Here is a 20,645-nt window from a genome sequence, read left to right on the forward strand (position 1 = left end):
CATCCGCCACAGCGCGGAGAAGCTCTGGACGGCCAGCCCACTCACCTGGTTCGGGCTCGTCCTCGGCGTCATCCTGTCGCTCTTCCCGTTCTACTGGATGATCGTCATCGCCTCGCGGACCAGTGACGCCGCGAACTCCTGGCCCCCGCCGTTCCTGCCGGGCGGCAAGCTGGGCGAGAACATCCAGCGGGTGCTCGACAACGGCGACGCGAACATCGTCAAGGGCCTGATGAACTCGTTCCTGGTGTCGGGCACGATCACGGTGGCGACCGTGTTCTTCGGCTCGCTCGCCGGATTCGCGTTCGCGAAACTGCGTTTCCGTGGCAAGAACGCGCTGCTGCTCATCATCCTGGCCTCGATGATGATTCCCATCCAGCTCGGTGTGCTCCCGCTGTACATCCTCATGGCGAAGCTGGAATGGCTGAACACGATGCCGTCGGTGACGGTTCCGTTCCTGATCGGCGGCTTCGGCATCTTCATGATGCGCCAGTACGCCGAGCAGGCGGTGCCCAACGAGTTGATCGAGGCGGCCCGCGTCGACGGCTGCTCCACCTGGCGTGTCTACTGGCACGTGGTGGTGCCGGCGCTGCGGCCCGCGGCGGCCGTGCTCGGGCTGCTCACCTTCATGGAGCAGTGGAACCAGTTCTTCTGGCCCTTCGTGGTGCTCGCCGACCCAGCCAACCCGACCGTGCAGATCTCGCTGCGCAGTCTGAACACCGCGTACTTTGCGGACAATTCTCAGATTTTCGCGGGTACGCTCATCGCGACCCTTCCGCTGTTCATCGTCTTCGTTCTGTTCGGCCGCCAGATCATTGGCGGGATCATGGAAGGTGCCGTCAAGTCGTGAGCAACGCCGCCAGCCCATCCGCCGTCGACCTCCTCGACGAGCGTTCCGGGCTGACCTTTCCACCCGGCTTCCTGTGGGGAGCCGCGACCGCGGCCTACCAGATCGAGGGGGCGGCGGCCGAGGACGGCCGCACCCCGTCGGTCTGGGACACCTTCAGCCACACCGAGGGCCGCGTGGTCCACGGGCACACCGGCGACGTGGCCTGCGACCACTACCACCGGCTCGGTGACGACGTCGCGTTGATGGCCGAGCTGGGCCTCAAGTCGTACCGTTTCTCGGTCTCCTGGCCCCGGGTGCAGCCCGGCGGCACGGGCGCGGCCAACCCGAAGGGCCTGGACTTCTACCGGCGGCTCGTGGACGAGCTGCTGGCCCACGACATCGAGCCGTGGCTCACCCTCTACCATTGGGACCTTCCCCAGGAGCTGGAGGACGCCGGTGGCTGGCCGTCGCGGGACACCGCCGCCCGCTTCGCCGACTACACGACGCTCGTCGCCGACGCGCTCGGCGACCGGGTGCGCTACTGGACCACCCTCAACGAGCCGTGGTGCTCGGCGTTCCTCGGGTACGGCTCCGGCGTACACGCCCCGGGCCGGTCCAACGGCGCGGACTCGGTGCGCGCCGGACACCACCTGATGCTCGGGCACGGCCTGGCCGTGCAGGCCCTGCGGGCCGCCCGGCCCACGGCCGAGGTGGGCGTGACCGTCAACCTGTACCCGGTCGACGCGGCCACCGACGCTCCCGCCGACGTGGACGCCGCCCGCCGGATCGACGGGCTGGCTAACCGCTTCTTCCTCGACCCGCTGCTGCGTGGGTCGTACCCGGAGGATCTGGTGGCCGACCTGCGCGAGGTCACCGACTTCGACCACGTCCGCGACGGTGACCTGGCGACCATCTCCACGCCGCTGGACCTGGTCGGGATCAACTACTACAGCCGGCACGTGGTCGCCGCGCCGGTTGAGGGCGCCGAGCCCGAGCCGTACTGGCGGGCGCCCTCCTGCTGGCCGGGCAGCGAAGACGTCCGGTTCGTCACCCGGGGCGTCCCGGTGACCGACATGGACTGGGAGATCGACGCCCCGGGCCTGGTGGAGACGCTGCGGCGGGTGCACGAGGAGTACACGGACCTGCCGCTGTACGTCACCGAGAACGGCTCCGCGTTCGTCGACAGCGTCGTCGACGGGCAGGTCGACGACGTCGACCGGCTGGCCTACTTCGACGCGCACCTGCGGGCCTGCCACGAAGCGATCAACGCCGGCGTGCCCCTGCGGGGATACTTCGCCTGGTCACTGATGGATAATTTCGAGTGGGCCTGGGGTTACACCAAGCGCTTCGGCATGATCCACGTCGACTACGACAGCCAGCTTCGCATCCCCAAGTCCAGCGCCAGGTGGTACGCCTCGGTGATCCGACGCAACGGTCTGGCCGCACAATAGGCTCGGGCCAGCCATCAGGGCGGTCCCGGCGTCCCCTCTCGCGTGGCGCCGGGTCCGCCCGCCGTCGGAGGAGCAGACGATGACAACGCAGCGCACCCGCTCGCTCGGGCGCCCGACCCTCGATGCGGTCGCGGCGCGCGCCGGCGTGGGTCGGGGCACGGTCTCGCGCGTGGTCAACGGCTCGCCCCAGGTCAGCCCGGAGGCCCGGGCCGCGGTCCAACAGGCCATCGCCGAGCTGGGGTACGTGCCGAACCGCGCCGCCCGCGCGCTGGTCACCCAGCGGACCGACTCCGTCGCCCTGGTGGTGTCCGAATCCGGGGAGCGGGTCTTCACCGAGCCGTTCTTCGCGGCGATCGTGCGGGGGATCAGCTCCGGCCTGCTGGAGACGCCCATGCAGCTCTGGCTGGCGATGGCCCAGTCGCCGGTCGAGCGGGAGCGCGTCGAGCACCACCTCACCAACCAGCACGTCGACGGCGTACTGCTGCTGTCGTTGCACGACTCCGATCCACTGCCCACCCTGCTGGAGGAGCGCGGCCTGCCCGCGGTGCTCGGTGGCCGACCGGCCCGGATGCTGCAACCCGGGGCCCAGCCGGCGTGGTTCGTCGACGTGGACAACGTTGGCGGCGCACGGCAGGCGGTGGAGTACCTGACCAGCCAGGGGCGGCGGCGCGTCGCCACCATCGCCGGCCCGCAGGACATGGGCGCCGGCCTGGCCCGACTGGCCGGCTACACCGAGGCCGTCAAGGCCACCGGCGTCGGCGTCAACCCCGACCTGATCGCGTACGGCGACTTCAGCGAGAGCAGCGGGGCGACCGCCATGCGCCGGCTGCTGGAAGCCTGCCCGGACCTGGACGCCGTCTTCGTCGCGTCCGACCTGATGGCGTTCGGCGCGTTGCGGACCCTGCGCGACGCCGGCCGGCGTGTTCCGGAGGACGTCGCCGTGATCGGCTTCGACGACGCGCCGATCGCCCGCCAGGCGGAGCCACCCCTGACCTCGGTGTTCCAGCCCGTGGAGGAGATGGGCCGCCAGATGGCCCGGCTGTTGGTCGCCCGCATTCGCGGCGACGACCTACCCGCCCCGCACATCCTCCTGGACACCCAACTGGTCCACCGCGCCAGCGCCTGACCCCCACCCCGCCCGCGCCGCCCATCCGCGCGCCTCGCTCCCGCACGCCTGACCCACCCCGCGCGTATCGCACCCCGCCAACATCCGCGCAACTTCTCGGATGTTGCTGCCTGCGGCGCGCGGGAGGCAGCAACATCCCCGATGTTGCGCGGATCTCCGGTGGGGACGCCGGCGGGTCAGAAAGCGCCACCTCACCGCACCCCCCGGTCGCGTCGATCATGAAGTTATTGCCACGACACGCCGATGGCGGTGGCAATAACTTCATGATCAACCGGGGTCGGGGTCGGGGTCGGGGGTGGGGCGGGTGTTAGGGGAGCCAGCGGCGGAGTTCGCGTTTGGCCAGGGAGTTGCGGTGGACCTCGTCGGGGCCGTCGGCGAGGCGCAGGGTGCGGGTCTGTGCCCAGAGGGCGGCCAGTGGGGTGTCCTGGCTGACGCCCGCGCCGCCGTACCCCTGGATGGCCTTGTCGATCACCCACTCCGCCATCGCCGGCGTGGCGATCTTGATGGCCTGGATCTCGGTGTGCGCGCCCTTGTTGCCGACGGTGTCCATCAGCCAGGCCGTCTTGAGCACCAGTAGGCGGGCCTGTTCGATACGGACCCGCGATTCGGCGATCCACTCCCGCACGACGCCCTGCTCGGCGAGGGGGCGACCGAACGCGACCCGGTCGAGCGCCCGCTTGCAGAGCAGCTCCAATGCCCGCTCAGCCATTCCGATCAATCGCATGCAGTGGTGGATGCGGCCCGGGCCGAGTCGTGCCTGGGCGATGGCGAAGCCGGTGCCCTCCGCGCCGATCAGATTGGCCGCCGGCACCCGTACGTCGGTGAAGTCGATCTCGGCGTGCCCGCCGTGCGTGCCGTCGGAGTAGCCGAAGACGTGCATGCCGCGGCGGACGGTCACGCCCGGCGTATCCCGGGGTACGAGCACCATGCTCTGCTGGCGGTGCCGGTCGGCGTCCGGGTCGGTCTTGCCCATCACGATGAGGATCTCGCAGCGCGGGTCCATGGCGCCGGACGACCACCACTTGCGGCCGTTGACGACGTACTCGTCGCCGTCGCGGGTGATCCGGGTGGCGATGTTGGTCGCGTCGGACGAGGCGACCTCCGGCTCGGTCATGCAGAAGGCCGAGCGGATCTCGCCCTCCAGCAGCGGCACGAGCCAGCGCTCGCGCTGGGCGTCCGAGCCGAACTCGGCCAGCAGCTCCATGTTGCCCGTGTCCGGCGCCGCGCAGTTGACGGCCTCGGGCGCCAGGTGCGGGCTGCGCCCGGTCAGCTCGGCGAGCGGCGCGTACTGGAGGTTGGTCAGGCCGGCGCCGTAGCGCGGATCGGGCAGGAACAGGTTCCACAGGCCGCGCTTGCGGGCCTCGGCCTTCAGTTCGGCCAGCACCGGGGTACGCGACCACTCCTCGCCGGTGGCCGCCTGCTCGGCGTGCACCGGCTCGGCCGGGTAGACGTGCTCGGTCAGGAACCGGGTCAGCTCGTCGCGCAGCTCCTCGGTCCGGGCGTCGTACGCGAATTCCATCACCGCTCCCTGGCGGCGGTCAGTCCGTGCGCGACCAGCGGTGCCACCATGTCGCCGATCCGGTCGAAGCCCTCGCCGAGCGTCTGCCCGAGCGTGTGACGGTAGTGGATGCCCTCGCAGATGACGGCGAGCTTGAAGCAGCCCAGCGCCACGTGCCAGTGCAGCGGCCCGACGTCGACGTCGCTGCGCCCGGCGTACCTGTCGATCAGCTCGGCGCCGGTGGGGAAGCCGGCGCGCGGGCCGAGGCCGTCGGCGACGGGGTTGCCGGCGGCGCTGTCGCTGTCGCCCAGCACGTCCCAGTAGGTCAGCAGCAGCCCCAGGTCGGCGAGGGGATCGCCGAGGGTGGCCATCTCCCAGTCGAGGACGGCGTGTACGGCCACCGGGTCGGCGGAGGCGAGGAGATTGTCCAGCCGGTAGTCGCCGTGCACGATGCGGCCGGCGTTCGCGCCCTCGGGGACGGTCGCGGCGAGCCGGTCGCGGAGTTCGTCGATGCCGGGCAGATCGCGGCTGCGGGAGCGGTCGAGCTGCCCGGCCCAGCGGCGGACCTGCCGGGCCAGGTAGCCCTCGGGGCGGCCGAAGTCGGCGAGCCCGACGGCGGCCGGCTCGACGGTGTGCAACGCGGCGAGGGTGTCCATCATCGCCATGGCGAGGGCCCGGCGTCGTTCGTCACCCAGCGGGTCGGTCTGGGCGCGGACGCGGAACACCTCGCCGGGCATGCGTTCCATCAGGTAGAACGGTGCGCCGAGAACCTCGGCGTCGGTGCAGAGCAGCAGCGCCCCGGGGACCGGCACCTCGGTGGGCGCCAGCGCGGAGATGACCCGGAACTCGCGGGCCATGTCGTGCGCGGTGGCCAGCACGTGCCCCAACGGTGGGCGGCGCAGCACGACCTCCCGCTCGCCGAGGTGCAGCAGGTAGGTGAGGTTGGACTTGCCACCCGCGATCAACTGGGCCCGCATCGGCCCCACGGCCAGCTCGGGCCGGTGCGTCGAGAGGTGGTCGGCGAGCCGATCGAGGTCGATTCCGGCGGGGGTGGCCGGAACAGCGCCCGGCCGGAGCGCGCTGGCGGCCGGATCGGTCATCCGACTAGTTGATGGCAGGCCGCTCACGTTGTCAAGGTCAGATTTTCCCCTCGGGACATGCCTCTGCAACAGGGACGAAATGGTCAACAGCCAGGCTGTTCTCAGCCTGCCGGCCGCTCTTTCGCCGGCCCGCCGAGCGGAGGGACAGACATGTTGCTGCGAGTTCGGGTCACCCTGCCGGACCGTCCGGGCACCCTCGGCCAGGTCGCCCGCACGCTGGGTGTCTCCGGCGCGGACATCGTGCAGGTCGTGGTCCTGGAGCGTCTCGGCGGGCGCGCGGTGGACGACTTCACGGTGGTGTGGCCCGGCGCGGCACGGGTCGAGCGTCTGCTGGCCGGTCTCGCGGCGATCCCGGGCGTACGGGTGGACGGTGTGTGGCGGGCGATCGGCGCGCCCACCACCACCGGCCAGGACGCGGAGCTGCTGGCCCAGGTCGCGGCGAACCCGGCTGACGGGCTGGCGACCCTGGTGGACGCCGTACCGGGCCTGCTGGCGGCCGACTGGGCGGTCGCGGCCGTGGTCCCGGCGGACTGGGCGTCGCGTACGGGGGGTGGCGGGGCCACCGTCGGTCACGCGAGCTGGCGGGCTCCCGTACCGCCGCGGTTGCCGGAGGTGACTCCGCTGCGCGGGCGGTCGATGACCGCGCCCGACGGCACCCACTACGCGATCGCCCCGTTCGGGCGGGCCGGTCTGGTGCTGGTGGTGGCCCGCGAGCACAACGAGACCCTCTGCGCCGCGGGTTTCCACAGCACGGAGGTCGACCGGCTCACCCAACTTGTCCGGGCCAGCGCGGTCATCCTGGGCGACCGACTGGACCTGGTCGGTGCGCCCCCGGTGGTCGCCGGTCCCTGACCAGCGCGAGGAGTTCCCGGGTCGACACCGGCGAGCAACCGGGCGGCAACAGCCGCGGGCAAGGCTCTGGGTGGGGAAGGGAGCCAACCATGACGTTGTGGCGGATCCGAGCGACAGTGGACGACCGGCCCGGCTATCTGTCGGTCCTCACGGCGAGCCTCGCGTTGCGGGGGGTCAACATCCTCACGGTGCAGGTGCAGCCCACCGAGCATGGCGCGGTGGACGACTTTCTGGTGGACGCGCCGGACACGCTCGACGAGGCCGAGCTGATCGCCGCCGTCGAACGGGGGCGCGGGCGGGACTGCTGGGTGGCGCGCAGCGAGGCGCGCGGCCTGGTCGACCAACCGACCCGGGTGCTCGGCCTGGCCAACCGGCTGGTGCGCGACCCGGACGCGACGGGTGAGGCGTTGCGTACGCTGCTCGGCGCCGACTCGGTGAGCTGGCGTCCGGCGGCGACCGGTACGGACCGGGGCAGCATCGGCACGAGCATGGTGTTGGCCGACCCGGCGGGCGGCACGTTCGCGCTGCGCCGGGCCGCGCCCGCCTTCACTCCGGCGGAGTACGCCCGGGCGCAGGCCCTGGTGGAGCTGGCCGGCACCGTGGCCCGTCGGGCCGCCGAGCAGGTGACCCTGGTGCTGCCGGACGGCGTCGAGGTGGCGGTGCGGCCGGCGTGCGCGGACGACCTGGCGGCTGTGGTGGAGCTGCACGAGGCGTGCTCCCCGCGCAGTCGGGAACGGCGCTACCTGAGCGGGGCGGCGCTGCCGCGACCGGCCCGGCTGCGTCGACTGTTGGAGCCGAGTCGGGGGCTCACCCTGGTCGCGACGACCGACAGCGACGGCGCGGTGGTCGCCATGGCGAACCTGCTCGGCGAGGGCGACGAGGCCGAGGTGGCGCTTCTGGTACGCGACGACTGGCAGCGTCGCGGGCTCGGTTCGGCCCTGCTGCGCCGGCTGGTGTCGCACGCCGACCGGGCCGCTTACGCGGCGCTGGTGCTGCACGTGCGGGCGGACAACGCCTCCATGCTGCGGACGCTTCGTCGACTGGACCGGCCCAGCTTGGTGGAGCGGGACGGCGGTCTGCTCACGCTGACCGTGCCGCTCGGGGTCCCGGTGCCGTCCGGAACGCCCACGACCGGCCAGCAGCGGATCTCGGGGGTCGCCGGCGGGCCTCGGTAGATCGGGCTGAGCTGGGACGACGTCTCGGACGGGCCGGGCGGCCGGGTCGACTTTTCCGCGCGGTGACACGCGTGTCGCCGTAACCTCAGCGAGCGCGATGGCGCTGTGGCGCGACGCGGGCTTCCCAATCGGCGGGGTGCACATTACATTGTCGGATATCCATGGGAGCGCTTCCACGCCCCCTGGTCACACCGCCACCCCCGCTGTCGCCGGTGGCCGTGCCGCCCCCACGCCGTCCCGCGTCGGTGCGACCGCCGGCGGCGCCTTTGAAGGAGCCCTTCATGCGCCACCTGACCCGGCCGTCCACCGGCCACCCCGGCCGGTCGCCCGTCGCCGACCAACCGTGGCCCCGGCGGCTGCTGGCCGCTGGCGTCGCCCTGCTCACCGGCGCGGCCCTCGCGGTCGCCGCGCCGACGCCCGGGCCCGCGTCCGCCGCGCCCTCCTTCAACTACGCCGAGGCGTTGCAGAAGTCGCTGTTGTTCTATGAGGCGCAGCAGTCCGGCCAGCTGCCCGACTGGAACCGCGTCTCCTGGCGGGGCGACAGCGCCCTCACCGACGGCGCCGGTACGGGAGTCGATCTCACCGGCGGCTGGTACGACGCGGGCGACCACGTCAAGTTCGGCTTCCCGATGGCGTTCAGCGCCACCATGCTCGCCTGGGGCGCGGTGGAGTACCGCAGCGGCTACAGCGCCTCCGGCCAGCTCCCGCACCTGCTGAACAACCTGCGCTTCGTCAACGACTACTTCATCAAGGCGCACCCGTCGGCGAACGTCCTCTACGGACAGGTCGGCAAGGGCGACGACGACCACAAGTGGTGGGGTCCGGCAGAGGTCATGCCGATGGCGCGGCCCGCGTACAAGATCGATGCGAGCTGTGGCGGCGCGGACCTGGCGGGGGAGACGGCGGCCGCGATGGCCGCGTCCTCGATGGTGTTCCGGCCCACCGACGCGACCTACGCGGACAAGCTGCTCACCCACGCCCGGCAGCTCTACACGTTCGCCGACACCGTGCGGAAGGCCTACAGCGAGTGCATCACCGACGCGGCCTCGTTCTACAAGTCGTGGAGCGGCTACCAGGACGAGCTGGTGTGGGCCGCCATCTGGCTCTACCGGGCCACCGGCGACGCGAGCTACCTGACCAAGGCCGAGAGTGAGTACGACAAGCTCGGCACCGAGCCGCAGTCCACCACCCGCTCCTACAAGTGGACGATCGCCTGGGACAACAAGCAGTTCGGCGCGTACGTGCTGCTGGCGAACCTGACCGGCAAGCAGAAGTACGTCGACGACGCCAACCGCTGGCTGGACTACTGGACGGTCGGGGTGAACGGGCAGCGGGTGCCGTACTCGCCGGGCGGGATGGCGGTGCTCGACTCCTGGGGCGCGCTGCGCTACGCGGCCAACACCTCCTTCGCCGCGCTTGTCTACAGCGACAAGACCACCGACACCACCCGCAAGGCGCGGTACCACGACTTCGCCGTCCGGCAGATCAACTACGCGCTCGGCGACAACCCGCGCAACTCCAGCTACGTCATCGGGTTCGGCGCCAACGCACCGAAGAACCCGCACCACCGCACCGCGCACGGGTCGTGGTGGGACAGCCAGACCGTGCCCGTCGAGACCCGGCACACCCTCTACGGCGCGCTGGTCGGCGGCCCGTCCTCGGCCAACGACGCCTACAGCGACAGCCGGTCGGACTACGTGATGAACGAGGTGGCCACCGACTACAACGCCGGCTTCACGTCCGCGTTGGTCCGACTGACCTCCGAGTACGGCGGCACCCCGCTGGCGAACTTCCCGGTCGCCGAGACGCCGGACATCGACGAACTGACAGTGGAGACCACCGTCATGCAGGCCGAGCCGCGGGCCACCGGGCTCAAGGCGATCGTCTACAACAAGTCGGCGTTCCCGGCCCGCGCGCTGACCAACGGAAAGTTCCGGTACTACTTCCGGCCCGACGGCAGCGGCCCGGTGCAGGTCACCTCCGGCTACACCCAGGGCTGCCCGTCGCCGACCGCCGCCAAGCAGTTCAGCGGCGACATCTGGTACGTCGAGGTGGACTGCACCGGCTACACCATCGCCCCGGCCGGGCAGTCGGCACACCGGATGGAGGTCCAGTTCAAGATCGGTGTGCCGGAGGGCGGCACCTGGGATCCGACCAACGACCCGTCGTACCAGGCGACCGCCGGGCCGAACCGCAAGGTTCCGCTCTACGCCGGCAGCACCCGCGTCTGGGGTGAAGAGCCGGGGCCGGTCGTGCCGGACACCACCGCGCCGAGCGTCCCGGGCAAGCCGGTGGCGTCGAATCTCGCGTCCCGCTCGGTGACCCTGACCTGGTCGGCGTCCACCGACACCGGCGGTAGCGGGCTGGCCGGCTACGACGTCCGCGAGGTCCAGGTCAACAGCGACACGGTCCTCGTCCGGCCGGTCACGGGCACGACGCTGACCATCTCGACGCTGCTGCCGGCGACGTCGTACGAGTTCACCGTCGTGGCCCGCGACGGCGCGGGCAACACCTCGGCGGCCTCGCCGGTGCTCACCGTGACTACGCCGCCGACCGGCTCCACCGACACGACCGTGCCGAGCACGCCCGGCACGCCGGTCGCCTCGGCGGTCACCGCCACCGGCCTCACCCTGGCCTGGACACCGTCGACCGACAACGTGGGCGTCACCGGCTACCGGGTCTACCGCGAGGCCGGCGCGACCGACGCGCTCATCGGGTCGCCGACCGGCAGCACCCTCGCGGTGACCGGGCTGACCGCCTCCACGGCGTACCAGTTCTACGTGGTGGCCGTCGACGCGGCCGGCAACACCTCCGCGGCCTCCGCGCCGGTCGCGGTGACCACGGCGGCGCCGCCGGTCGGCGGTACCTGCTCGGTGGGGTACGCCACGACGGACTGGAACACCGGCTTCACCGCGACGGTGACGATCACCAATACCGGCACCTCCGCGATCAACGGCTGGACCCTGCGGTTCAGCTTCCCGGGCGGGCAGAGCGTCAGCCAGGGGTGGTCGGCGGCCGTCAGCCAGTCCGGGGCGGCGGTCACCGCGACGAACCTGTCCTACAACGGCACGATCGCGCCGGGCACGTCGGTGAGCTTCGGCTTCAACGGCACGCACAGCGGCAGCAACCCGAAGCCGACCGCCTTCACCGTCAACAACACCACCTGCGCCGTCGCCTGAGTCGGTCGCTCATCGAGGTCCCGGACAGTTACCGCGCCACGGGTGCGGTAACTGTTCAGGGCCGTACGCGGCATGTCGTATCGGGAACGACACCGGTGGCGCGCGTCGGCCCAACACATTTCCGAAACTTTTCCGAAACCTCGGTCGTTCGGGCCGGACGCGTGATATGAACATCGATTGAGATAAATATTCAACTGAAACCGCTGGTCGTCCCCGCCTTGGCGGCCCGGGTGCAGGCCAGCAAGGAGGCAGAGATGACAATGACCCCATCCGATCATCGCGGCAGGACCCGGCGACGGCGGTCGCCCGTCTTCCGGGCGCTGCTCGCCGGCGCGTTCAGCGTCGTGACGGTGGCCGCCGTCGCGGTGATGATGCCCTCGGCGAACGCCGCCGCGAGCACGCTCGGCGCGGCCGCCGCGCAGTCGGGCCGGTACTTCGGCACCGCCATCGCGGCGGGCCGGCTCAGCAACTCGCAGTACAGCACGATCGCGGCACAAGAGTTTAACATGATCACGGCCGAGAACGAGATGAAGCCGGAGTCGACGCAGCCCCAGCGGGGCCAGTTCAACTTCAGCTCCGGTGACCAGATCTACAACTGGGCGACCCAGCGCGGCCTGAAGGTGCGTGGGCACACCCTGGCCTGGCACGCGCAACAGCCGGGGTGGATGCAGAGCCTGAGCGGCAGCAACCTGCGTCAGGCGATGATCGACCACATCAACGGCGTGATGGGCCACTACCGGGGCAAGCTCGCCGCGTGGGACGTGGTCAACGAGGCGTTCAACGAGGACGGCAGCCGCCGCAGCTCCAACCTCCAGGGCACCGGCAACGACTGGATCGAGGTGGCGTTCCGCACCGCGCGGGCGGCCGACCCGTCGGTCAAGCTCTGCTACAACGACTACAACATCGAGAACTGGTCGTACGGCAAGACGCAGGGCGTCTACCGCATGATCCAGGACTTCAAGTCCCGTGGCGTGCCGATCGACTGCGTCGGCCTGCAGACCCACTTCACCGGCGGCAGCTCCCTGCCGAGCAACTTCCAGACCACGCTGTCCAGCTTCGCCGCGCTCGGCGTGGACGTGGCGCTGACCGAGGTCGACGTCACCAACTCCTCCACCACGCAGTACGCCGGGCTGACCCAGGCGTGCCTGAACGTGCCGCGCTGCATCGGCATCACCGTGTGGGGCGTACGCGACAGCGACTCCTGGCGCTCCAACGAGAGCCCGCTGCTCTTCGACGGTAACGGCAACAAGAAGGCCGCCTACAACTCCGTCCTCAACGCGCTCAACGCGGCCCCGCCGACCTCGGGACCGACCGTGAGCCCAACGGTGAGTCCGACGGTGAGTCCGACGGTGAGTCCGACCACGAGCCCGCCGCCGAGCGGCGGCGCCGGCCGGATCGTCGGAGTGCAGTCGGGCCGGTGCATCGACGTGCCCAACTCCACGCAGACCAACGGCACCCGCGTCCAGCTCTACGACTGCAACAGTCAGTCGAACCAGCAGTGGACGTACACCTCCGGCAAGCAGTTGCGGGTCTACGGCAGCAAGTGCCTGGACGCGAACGGCGCGGCCACCGCCAACGGCACCGGAATCATCATCTGGGACTGCAACAGCGGGGCGAACCAGCAGTGGAACATCAACTCCAACGGCACCATCACCGGTGTGCAGTCCGGCCGGTGCCTGGACGTCTGGGGCACCGGTAACGGCCAGCAGGTCCAGCTGTACGACTGCCACGGGCAGACCAACCAGCAGTGGCGGACCGACTTCGGTGGCACCCCGCCGACGTCGGCGCCCCCGACGTCGGCCCCGCCGACCACCACGCCGCCGCCGACGGGTGGCTGCGCGCTCCCGTCGACCTACCGGTGGTCGTCGACCGGCGCGCTGACTAGCCCGAAGAACGGCTGGCTCTCGCTCAAGGACTTCACCAACGTGGTCTACAACGGCCAGCACCTGGTCTACGGGTCGTACGTCAACAGCAGCGGCCAGTACAGCTCGATGAACTTCGGCACGTTCACCAACTGGTCCGACATGGCCTCGGCCAGCCAGAACGGAATGAGCCAGGGCACCGTGGCGCCCACCCTGCTGTACTTCGCGCCGAAGAACATCTGGGTGTTGGCGTACCAGTGGGGACCGACCTCGTTCAGCTACAAGACGTCGAGCGACCCGACGAACGCCAACGGCTGGTCCTCGGTGCAGACGCTGTCCACCGCCACCCTCTCGGACGCACCGTACGGTGTGATCGACCAGACCCTCATCGGCGACGACCAGAACATGTACCTGTTCTTCGCCGGGGACAACGGCAAGATCTACCGGTCGAGCATGCCGCTGGGGAACTTCCCGGGCAGCTTCGGCTCGACCTACACGACGATCATGACCGACTCGTCCAACAACCTGTTCGAGGGCGTCGAGGTCTACAAGGTGGCGGGCCAGAACCAGTACCTGATGATCGTTGAGGCGATCGGAAGCCAGGGGCAGCGCTACTTCCGGTCGTTCACGTCCACCAGCCTGGGCGGCTCGTGGACCCCGCAGGCCGCCACCGAGAGCAACCCGTTCGCCGGCAAGGCCAACAGCGGCGCCACGTGGACCAACGACATCAGCCACGGTGACCTGGTCCGCACCAACCCCGACCAGACCAAGACCGTCGATGCCTGCAACCTGCAGTTGCTGTACCAGGGCAAGGACCCCAACGCGAGCGGCGACTACAACCGGCTGCCGTGGCGGCCAGGTGTACTGACCCTCCAGCGCTAGGCGTCACTGCATCGAAAACGAACCAGGGCGTGCCCGGCACCGTGCGGTGCCGGGCACGCCCGTCCGATTTCAGTCGGTGAGGTCGTCCGCGAGCAGGTCCATCAGCAGGGCGTCGTGCCAGCGGCCGTCCTCGCCGCGTTCGTAGCGGCGCATGATGCCCACCGGGCGGAAGCCCACCTTCTCGTACGCCCGGATGGCGGCGCTGTTCGCCGCCGCCGGGTCGATGGTGAACCGGTGGTGGCCGTACTCGTCGATCAGGTGCCGGGCCAGGGTGCGGATGGCGTCTCCGCCGAGGCCCTCGCCACGGGACTCCGGTTCGAGGAACACGTCCAGGCTGGCGTGTCGGTAGTCCGGGTCGGACTCGGCGTACCACTGGATCGCGCCGATCACCCGGCCGTCGTGCTCGATGGCGTACAGCGTCAGGTCGTCGTCACCGAGGTCGGCGTGGACCGCGCCGGTCAGGTCGTCACCGCCGCGCCACCACCGGCGTACCTCGGGGTGCGCCCGGATGGCCGCGAGGGCCGGCACGTCCGCGACCGTCGCCGGTCGCAGGGTCACCGCCCGCCCGCGCAGCATCGGCTCAGCCCCGGATCTCGCCGTGCTCGACGCAGACCGCCGACCAGCCGACCGGCAGGACCTGCACCTTCATTCGGCGTCGACAGCGCGAGCAGTAGCGCGGCGGCTCCAGCTGCCGGGCCGCCGCGCAGCCCGGGTGGGCGCCGTCGGCCGCCGCCTCGCCGCACCTGTCGCACCAGAGCACGGCCGCCGACGCCGGGCCGCCGCTGCGGGTCGGCTCGGCGTCGGAGGTCGTCGTCATGGCCGTCACAGCGTGGCGGAGAGGGCCTTGACCGGCATCTTCAGCTCGTCCAGCAGGTCGAGGTCGGCGGTCGCCGGCCGGCCCAGCGTGGTCAGGTAATTGCCGACGATCACCGCGTTGATGCCGCCGAGCAGACCGTCGCGGGTGCCCAGGTCACCGAGGGTGATCTCGCGACCGCCCGCGTACCGCAGGATGGTGCGCGGCATGGCCAGCCGGAACGCGGCGATGGCCCGCAGCGCGTCCTTGCCCTCGACCACCGGGCGGTCGCCGAGCGGGGTGCCGGGGCGCGGGTTGAGGAAGTTCAGCGGCACCTCGTGCGGGTCGAGTTCGGCGAGCTGCGCGGCGAACTCCGCCCGCTGCTCGACGGTCTCGCCGAGGCCGAGGATGCCGCCGCAGCACACCTCCATGCCGGAGTCGCGGACCATCCGTAGCGTCTCCCAACGCTCCTGGAAGGAGTGGGTGGTGACCACGTTGGGGAAGTACGACCGGCAGGTCTCCAGGTTGTGGTTGTAGCGGTGCACGCCCATGTCGACCAGGTCGTCGACCTGCTCCTGGCTGAGCATGCCCAGCGACGCGGCGACCTGGATGTCGACCTCGGCCTTGATGGCGGCGACGCCCTCGCGCATCTGCTTCATGAGCCGCGCGTCCGGGCCGCGCACGGCGGCCACGATGCAGAACTCCGTGGCCCCGGTCTTCGCGGTCTGCTTCGCGGCCTCGACCAGCGACGGGATGTCCAGCCAGACCGAGCGCACCGGCGAGGTGAACAGGCCCGACTGGGAGCAGAAGTGGCAGTCCTCCGGGCAGCCGCCGGTCTTCAGCGAGACGATGCCCTCGACCTCGACCTCGGGGCCGCACCACCGCATCCGCACCTCGTGCGCGAGTTGCAGGGCGGCGGGCAGGTGCTCGTCGGGCAGGTTGAGCACGGCGAGGACGCCGGCCTGGTCGAGGCCGACGCCGTCACCCAGGACCTGGGTGCGGGCCTGGTCGAGGATCTCTGGCATGGCTCGTACCCTACAAGGCCCCCGGCCGGCCGGGTATGACCTGCCGCCGGGGTCGACGCGAACCGCCGGGCCGGGCCCGATCGCCGGTCGCGTGGGTCGGGCGACGCACCGCCCGCGCCGCGACCATCCGTGACGGCGCTATGACGTTCCGTGGTGGTCGGTCTTCGCTGCGGCTACGTTCGCCGCCGCCGTGCCTCGCGTACCGAATGGATTCGTCTCCCCGATGGTCGCGGGTGGTAATTTCGCCCGGCGGACGTCGGCGTGACCGGCGCGGACGGCGGTGAAGGGGTGACGGTGGCGGACTGGCTGGCGGCGCTCGATCGTCGCGCGCAGTTGAGGGCGAAGGCCGGGTTGACCCGGCGGCTGCACCCGCGTCCCGCCGACGACCGGATGACCGACCTCGCCGGCAACGACTACCTCGGCCTGGCCACCCACCCGGAGGTCACGGCCGCGGCCACGGCGGCACTGGCCGCGTACGGGCTGGGCGCGACCGGTTCGCGTCTGGTGCGCGGCTCGACCGACGCGCACCACGCCCTCGAGGACGACCTGGCGCAGTGGCTGGGCACCGACCGGGCTCTCGTCTTCTCCTCCGGCTACCTGGCGAACCTGGGCGCGTTGCGGGCTCTCGTGCAGCCCCGGACCCTGCTCGTCTCCGACGCGCACAACCACGCGTCGCTCATCGACGGCTGCCGGATCTCGGGCGCCGAGACGGTGGTCAGCGCGCATGCCGACGTGACGGCGGTGGCCGCAGCCCTGGCCGTGGCGCCGGGACGCCCGGCGGTGGTGGTCACCGAGTCGGTCTTCTCGGTCGACGGCGACCTCGCACCGCTGGCCGAGTTGCACGCGGTGGCCCGCCGCTACGGCGCGCTGCTGCTGGTCGACGACGCGCACGCGCTCGGCGTCACCGGTCCGTCCGGAGCGGGCGCGGTGGCCGCCGCCGGTCTGGCCGGCGAGCCGGACGTGGTGGTCACCGCCACCCTGTCCAAGGCTCTCGGCGGGGCGGGTGGGGTGGTCGCCGGTCCGGCCGAGTTCGTCCGGCACCTGGTCGAGACCGGGCGTACGTTCATCTTCGACACCGCGCTGCCGCCGGCCGTGGCGGCCGGGGTACACGCCGCGCTGGGGCTGGCCCGAGCCGGTGACGACCTGCGTGCCGAGGTCGCCGACCGGGTGACGCTGGCGGTCGGTCGACTGCGCGCGGCCGGGCTGACCGTCTCCGCGCCGGACGCGGCGGTGATCTCGGTGGCGGCGCCCGGTCCGGAGGCCGCGACGGCCTGGGCGGCCGACTGCCGGGACCGGGGCGTGGCGGTGGGGTGCTTCCGGCCCCCGTCGACCCCGGACACCCGCTCCCGGCTGCGCCTCACGGTCAGCGCGGGGGTGCCGCGGGCGGACTTCGAGCGGGCGCTGGACGTCATCGTGGACTGTGCACCATGAGCGCGAGGAGTGAGCCGGGTTTGCGAGCCCCTTGGGTGTTTGTCGGGGTGTCATCGTGACGGCGTGGGAGGGGCCGGTGCTGGTCACCGGCACCGACACCGAGGTGGGCAAGACGGTGGTCACGGCGGCGATCGCGGCGGCCGCGCAGGCCGCCGGCCTGCGGGTGGCGGTGGTCAAACCGGGCCAGACCGGCACGGCCGGCGGTGAGCCGGGTGACGTGGACGCGGTCAACCGGCTGGCGGCCCCGCTGACCGGTCGTACCCTGGCGAGCTATCCGGACCCGCTCGCGCCGCTGGCCGCTGCCCGGGTCGCGGACCTGCCCCCGTTGGAGCTGTACACGGCGGTGGACGCCGTCCGCGAGGAGGCGGACAAGCACGACCTGGTCCTCGTCGAGGGGGCCGGCGGTCTGCTGGTGCCGATGGGGCTGCGCCCGTCCGGTGAGCCGTGGACGATGGCCGACCTGGCGGTGTCCCTCGGCGCGCCCGCGGTCGTGGTCGCCCGGGCCGGGCTGGGCACGCTCAACCACACGGCGTTGACCCTGGAGGCGCTGGACCGTCGGGCGGTACCGGCCGGAGTGGTGATCGGGGCCTGGCCGGCGTCGCCGGAGCTGGTGCACTGGACGAACCTGACCGACCTGGTGCCGAACCTGCTGGGCGCGGCGCCGGCCGGGGCGGGCGCGATCGATCCGGGGGTGTTCCGGCGGTCGGCGCCGGGGTGGCTCACTCCGGCGCTGCACGGGGTGCTCGACGACTGGCGCGTCTGGGCCGAGGAGAGCAGCTGAACACCTGTCGACGAACTGGGGTAGGGGAACGGCGTGGGGGTCCGGCGGGGGTCCAGGGAACGGCGTTCCCACCCCCGTCCCGGGACACGGGAACGGCGTCGCATTCTGCCTGGACGTTAACTCGTTCCCCAGGGAACGGCGTCGGGGACGGGCAAAACCTACGTCCCGTGGGGAACGAACCCGTTTCCACGGTGGATGTGTATGGGATGGGAACGGGGAACGGCGTCATCGGAGCGGCCCTCATGCTCAGCGGCGAGCGTGGGGGTCGCTTCGTAGGTGGCGATCAACTCCTGGAGAAGAACAGGGGCGACTTCGACTGGCGTGGCTACAGCGAGGGAGCCACCCACCCGTCCGGCCCCCAGCAAGTGCGGAAGCGTCTCCGGTCGTCGACAGAGGCCACCCAACGTTGGGTGGTGTGGTCGGTACGGGGGCCGAACCGTCGGGCCGGCTCTGCGGCAATCTGAACCGTTTCGGTAAAGAATGCTGCGGAGCGCCTCCCATCCACGCGGACGGGGGGTGTTGGCCAGTCGTCAGCGCTTGAGCCCCTGGATGAACGCCGACCAGGCAGACGGGTCGAACGAAAGCACCGACCCGGACCGATCCTTAGAGTCCCGAACCTGCGTGGTGTGGTCCGCGTATCGGGCCTCTACACACGCCCCGTTGCCGCCGCTGCGGGTGCTGGTGCGCCACTGGTTATCGAGCGCCTTCATGGCGTCTCCTTGTCACGAAGCTTATTGATCAACGTAGTTGACGCCGTAGGTGAGAGCGCGGCTGCCCGTAGGTTGCTGAACACCCGTGTACACCTGTCGACGTCCTCGCCCTCAGCGTAGAGGTCACCGGTCAGCCCTTCGATGTAGACCACTCCGGGACCTTCGGCGAAGCCAAGGATATGGAAGCTGGACACCATCGAGGCGTAGGCGCCCTCGCGAAACGGGATGACCTGGATGCTGACGTTCCAGCGTTTCTGCGCTTCGAGCAGGGTTGTGAGCTGTTCGGCCATGACTTCCTGTCCGCCGATCTGGCGGTGTAGTACCGCCTCGTCGATGACCGCAACAAGCTTGAGTTGACCATCGGTCAGTAGCTTCTGCCGTTCCGTCCGTGCGGCCACCCGCTGGGCCACACCGCCCGGGGTCGGTTGCGAGGCGTCGGCGCTGATGATCGCGCGTGCGTAGTCGGCGGTCTGGAGCAGGCCGGGCACTACCAGCGTTTCGAAGTTGTGGATCTCGGACGCTGCGGATTCCAGACCGATGTACTGCCGATAGGAGTTCGGCAGGTCGCCGTACTTCGCCCACCAGCCGCGTTGTTTGCCGCTCCGGGCCATCGACAGCAACGTCTCCCGCAGCTCGGCGTCGCTGACGCCGTAGAGGTCGAGCAGTGCGTTGAGCGCTGGACCTTTCAAGCCGACGCGACCCTGCTCGATCCGGCGCAAGGTGCTCGGTGACACCTCGATGAGGTCCGCTGCCTGCTCCGTGCTCACGCCCGCTTCCTCACGCGCTCGCTTGAGCTGCGCACCGAGCTGGAACCGCAGAAACGTCGGGCTCTCCATGAGCGCCATGATGCCTCGCCCCCTTCGCGTTCGTGTACTCACACGCCGTGCGCCATCTACAACCGTAGGTCATTGACCCCGTATATCTGCGCGCGCAAAATGGCGGTGTGAGCCACGCCATGCAAACGCGAGGGAGCGAACATGTCCAAGCACGTGCGCTACGGCGAATATCTGGCGGCGGTAGCCATGACCCTCGCCCGCAGGCACAGGCCGGTGTGGTCGTGGATCAGGTGGCGGAACGTCTGCAAGTGCGGGAACGAACTGCCCTGCCGGGCCAGACACAAGATCCCGATCAACCGGGGCCACTGGCCAGGTGAGAGCTGATGGCCACGCACGGGCCGGTGCTCCCGTTGTGGCTGTGCGAGGTGTGCGAACGCCCTTGGCCCTGTTCCACACGCCGCCTGGGGCTGCTGGACGAGTATGCCGCCTCGCCGGTAGCCCTCCGCATCTACATGGGGTCGCACCTGGCGGCGGCTACGCAGGACATGACCTGGGCTCCCGCCGACGCCGTGTACCGCCGGTTCCTCGGGTGGCTGGCGTGAAGCCGGGAGACGTGGTGCTGATCGGGGCGGCCTGCTCGCCGCAGTTCACCGGGAGCCGCGCGCTGATGCTGCGCCTCGTGTCGGTCGGCGAGCCCGACCCGTACCACGACTGGATCTGGATCACCGGGTACGTGCTCGATGCGAGGGGCGACGCCACCGCCAAGCGCGAGGTGTACGTCATGAAGGCCGGCGTGGTCATCCAACGGCGAACCGCCCCGGCGGGTGAGCAACCGAGGCGGTCCAGTTCGCGCGTACGGGCCTAAGCCGTATTGGCGGGTATCCCCGCATGGGTCAATCGTTCAGCGTGTCTGTGCGGGCCATCGAGTGATCCTCGGTCCCATCGTGTTCGTCCTTGGCGCAGGTGATGCACGGGGCAAGGGCCTGTCCCAGGACCACCGCCATCCTGCCGTGGGTGTGGCCCAGGCGAGCCAACAGTTTCTGAGCGCCGGCGAGGTCGCCGAGGAGCAGGCAGTCCCTCGTCGTCTCGTATGCCCGATCAACCTTGGGCCTGCCCCGTTTTGACGGACATCCGAGATCAGGGGACCTGGGGTCTCCGGGAGGATGTCCAGCATCATG

General features: G+C 70.8%; 17 protein-coding genes. 10 read left to right on the plus strand and 7 right to left on the minus strand.

Annotated features, from left to right (window positions below):
- The first annotated feature begins 1 nt into the window (after position 1).
- The 3 genes from ACLQ25_RS21365 (at position 2) to ACLQ25_RS21375 (ending at position 3,403) form a co-directional block, all read left to right on the plus strand.
- Positions 2–847: a carbohydrate ABC transporter permease gene (locus ACLQ25_RS21365; RefSeq protein ID WP_355051884.1), complete on the plus strand. Its 846-nt coding sequence runs from the start codon at positions 2–4 to the stop codon at positions 845–847.
- Complete coding sequence (locus tag ACLQ25_RS21370) at positions 844–2,277, plus strand: GH1 family beta-glucosidase (RefSeq protein WP_425732568.1); 1,434 nt, start codon at positions 844–846, stop codon at positions 2,275–2,277. The genes ACLQ25_RS21365 and ACLQ25_RS21370 overlap by 4 nt, the downstream gene beginning before the upstream one ends.
- A 79-nt stretch (positions 2,278–2,356) precedes the next feature.
- Positions 2,357–3,403, plus strand: coding sequence for a LacI family DNA-binding transcriptional regulator (locus ACLQ25_RS21375; protein ID WP_425732569.1), 1,047 nt, complete (start codon positions 2,357–2,359; stop codon positions 3,401–3,403).
- 307 nt (positions 3,404–3,710) lie between these two features.
- Here the strand turns inward: ACLQ25_RS21375 and ACLQ25_RS21380 are convergent, their stop codons facing one another.
- A complete protein-coding gene (locus ACLQ25_RS21380) occupies positions 3,711–4,922 on the minus strand; it encodes an acyl-CoA dehydrogenase family protein (RefSeq protein ID WP_425732570.1) in 1,212 nt (403 codons plus the stop codon).
- Positions 4,922–6,001, minus strand: a complete 1,080-nt coding sequence (locus ACLQ25_RS21385; protein WP_425732571.1) for a phosphotransferase family protein — start codon at positions 5,999–6,001, stop codon at positions 4,922–4,924. Before ACLQ25_RS21385 ends, ACLQ25_RS21380 begins: the two co-directional genes overlap by 1 nt.
- 150 nt (positions 6,002–6,151) lie before the next feature.
- On the opposite strand from ACLQ25_RS21385, the gene ACLQ25_RS21390 reads away from it, so the two are divergent.
- From ACLQ25_RS21390 to ACLQ25_RS21405, 4 genes are all read left to right on the plus strand, one after another.
- Positions 6,152–6,853 (plus strand): amino acid-binding protein, encoded by a 702-nt coding sequence (locus ACLQ25_RS21390; RefSeq protein WP_355051760.1) that lies wholly within the window; start codon positions 6,152–6,154, stop codon positions 6,851–6,853.
- A gap of 89 nt (positions 6,854–6,942) precedes the next feature.
- The gene (locus ACLQ25_RS21395; RefSeq protein ID WP_425732572.1) at positions 6,943–8,028 is read left to right on the plus strand and encodes a GNAT family N-acetyltransferase; all 1,086 of its coding nucleotides are present in this window, start codon (positions 6,943–6,945) and stop codon (positions 8,026–8,028) included.
- Between the two features lie 281 nt (positions 8,029–8,309).
- On the plus strand, positions 8,310–11,207 hold the full coding sequence (locus ACLQ25_RS21400; RefSeq protein WP_425732573.1) for a glycoside hydrolase family 9 protein: 2,898 nt from the start codon (positions 8,310–8,312) through the stop codon (positions 11,205–11,207).
- 254 nt (positions 11,208–11,461) lie between these two features.
- A complete protein-coding gene (locus ACLQ25_RS21405; protein WP_425732574.1) occupies positions 11,462–13,951 on the plus strand; it encodes a non-reducing end alpha-L-arabinofuranosidase family hydrolase in 2,490 nt (829 codons plus the stop codon).
- A 69-nt stretch (positions 13,952–14,020) separates the two neighbouring features.
- Here the strand turns inward: ACLQ25_RS21405 and ACLQ25_RS21410 are convergent, their stop codons facing one another.
- From ACLQ25_RS21410 to bioB, 3 genes are read right to left on the minus strand one after another with little or no spacing between them, the layout of a single operon-like run.
- The gene (locus ACLQ25_RS21410; protein WP_425732575.1) at positions 14,021–14,527 is read right to left on the minus strand and encodes a GNAT family N-acetyltransferase; all 507 of its coding nucleotides are present in this window, start codon (positions 14,525–14,527) and stop codon (positions 14,021–14,023) included.
- A gap of 4 nt (positions 14,528–14,531) precedes the next feature.
- Positions 14,532–14,768, minus strand: a complete 237-nt coding sequence (locus ACLQ25_RS21415; protein WP_425732576.1) for a hypothetical protein — start codon at positions 14,766–14,768, stop codon at positions 14,532–14,534.
- A 5-nt stretch (positions 14,769–14,773) separates the two neighbouring features.
- Positions 14,774–15,769: a biotin synthase BioB gene (gene bioB / locus ACLQ25_RS21420; RefSeq protein WP_425732577.1), complete on the minus strand. Its 996-nt coding sequence runs from the start codon at positions 15,767–15,769 to the stop codon at positions 14,774–14,776.
- Positions 15,770–16,063: 294 nt separating this feature from the next.
- Between bioB and ACLQ25_RS21425 the strand changes: the two genes are divergently transcribed.
- Together ACLQ25_RS21425 and bioD are read left to right on the plus strand one after the other, a co-directional pair.
- Positions 16,064–17,200, plus strand: coding sequence for an 8-amino-7-oxononanoate synthase (locus ACLQ25_RS21425; RefSeq protein ID WP_425732585.1), 1,137 nt, complete (start codon positions 16,064–16,066; stop codon positions 17,198–17,200).
- A gap of 76 nt (positions 17,201–17,276) precedes the next feature.
- A complete protein-coding gene (gene bioD / locus ACLQ25_RS21430) occupies positions 17,277–17,981 on the plus strand; it encodes a dethiobiotin synthase (RefSeq protein WP_425732586.1) in 705 nt (234 codons plus the stop codon).
- A gap of 530 nt (positions 17,982–18,511) precedes the next feature.
- Here bioD and ACLQ25_RS21435 read toward each other — a convergent pair.
- A complete protein-coding gene (locus ACLQ25_RS21435) occupies positions 18,512–18,691 on the minus strand; it encodes a DUF397 domain-containing protein (RefSeq protein WP_425732578.1) in 180 nt (59 codons plus the stop codon).
- Positions 18,688–19,527, minus strand: coding sequence for a helix-turn-helix domain-containing protein (locus ACLQ25_RS21440; RefSeq protein ID WP_425732579.1), 840 nt, complete (start codon positions 19,525–19,527; stop codon positions 18,688–18,690). The genes ACLQ25_RS21435 and ACLQ25_RS21440 overlap by 4 nt, the downstream gene beginning before the upstream one ends.
- Positions 19,528–20,065: 538 nt before the next feature.
- On the opposite strand from ACLQ25_RS21440, the gene ACLQ25_RS21445 reads away from it, so the two are divergent.
- Positions 20,066–20,332 (plus strand): hypothetical protein, encoded by a 267-nt coding sequence (locus tag ACLQ25_RS21445; RefSeq protein WP_425732580.1) that lies wholly within the window; start codon positions 20,066–20,068, stop codon positions 20,330–20,332.
- Positions 20,333–20,645: the final 313 nt, after the last annotated feature.

The sequence above is a fragment of the Micromonospora sp. DT44 genome (assembly GCF_049841635.1).
In the GTDB taxonomy this organism is placed as follows: Bacteria; Actinomycetota; Actinomycetes; order Mycobacteriales; family Micromonosporaceae; genus Micromonospora.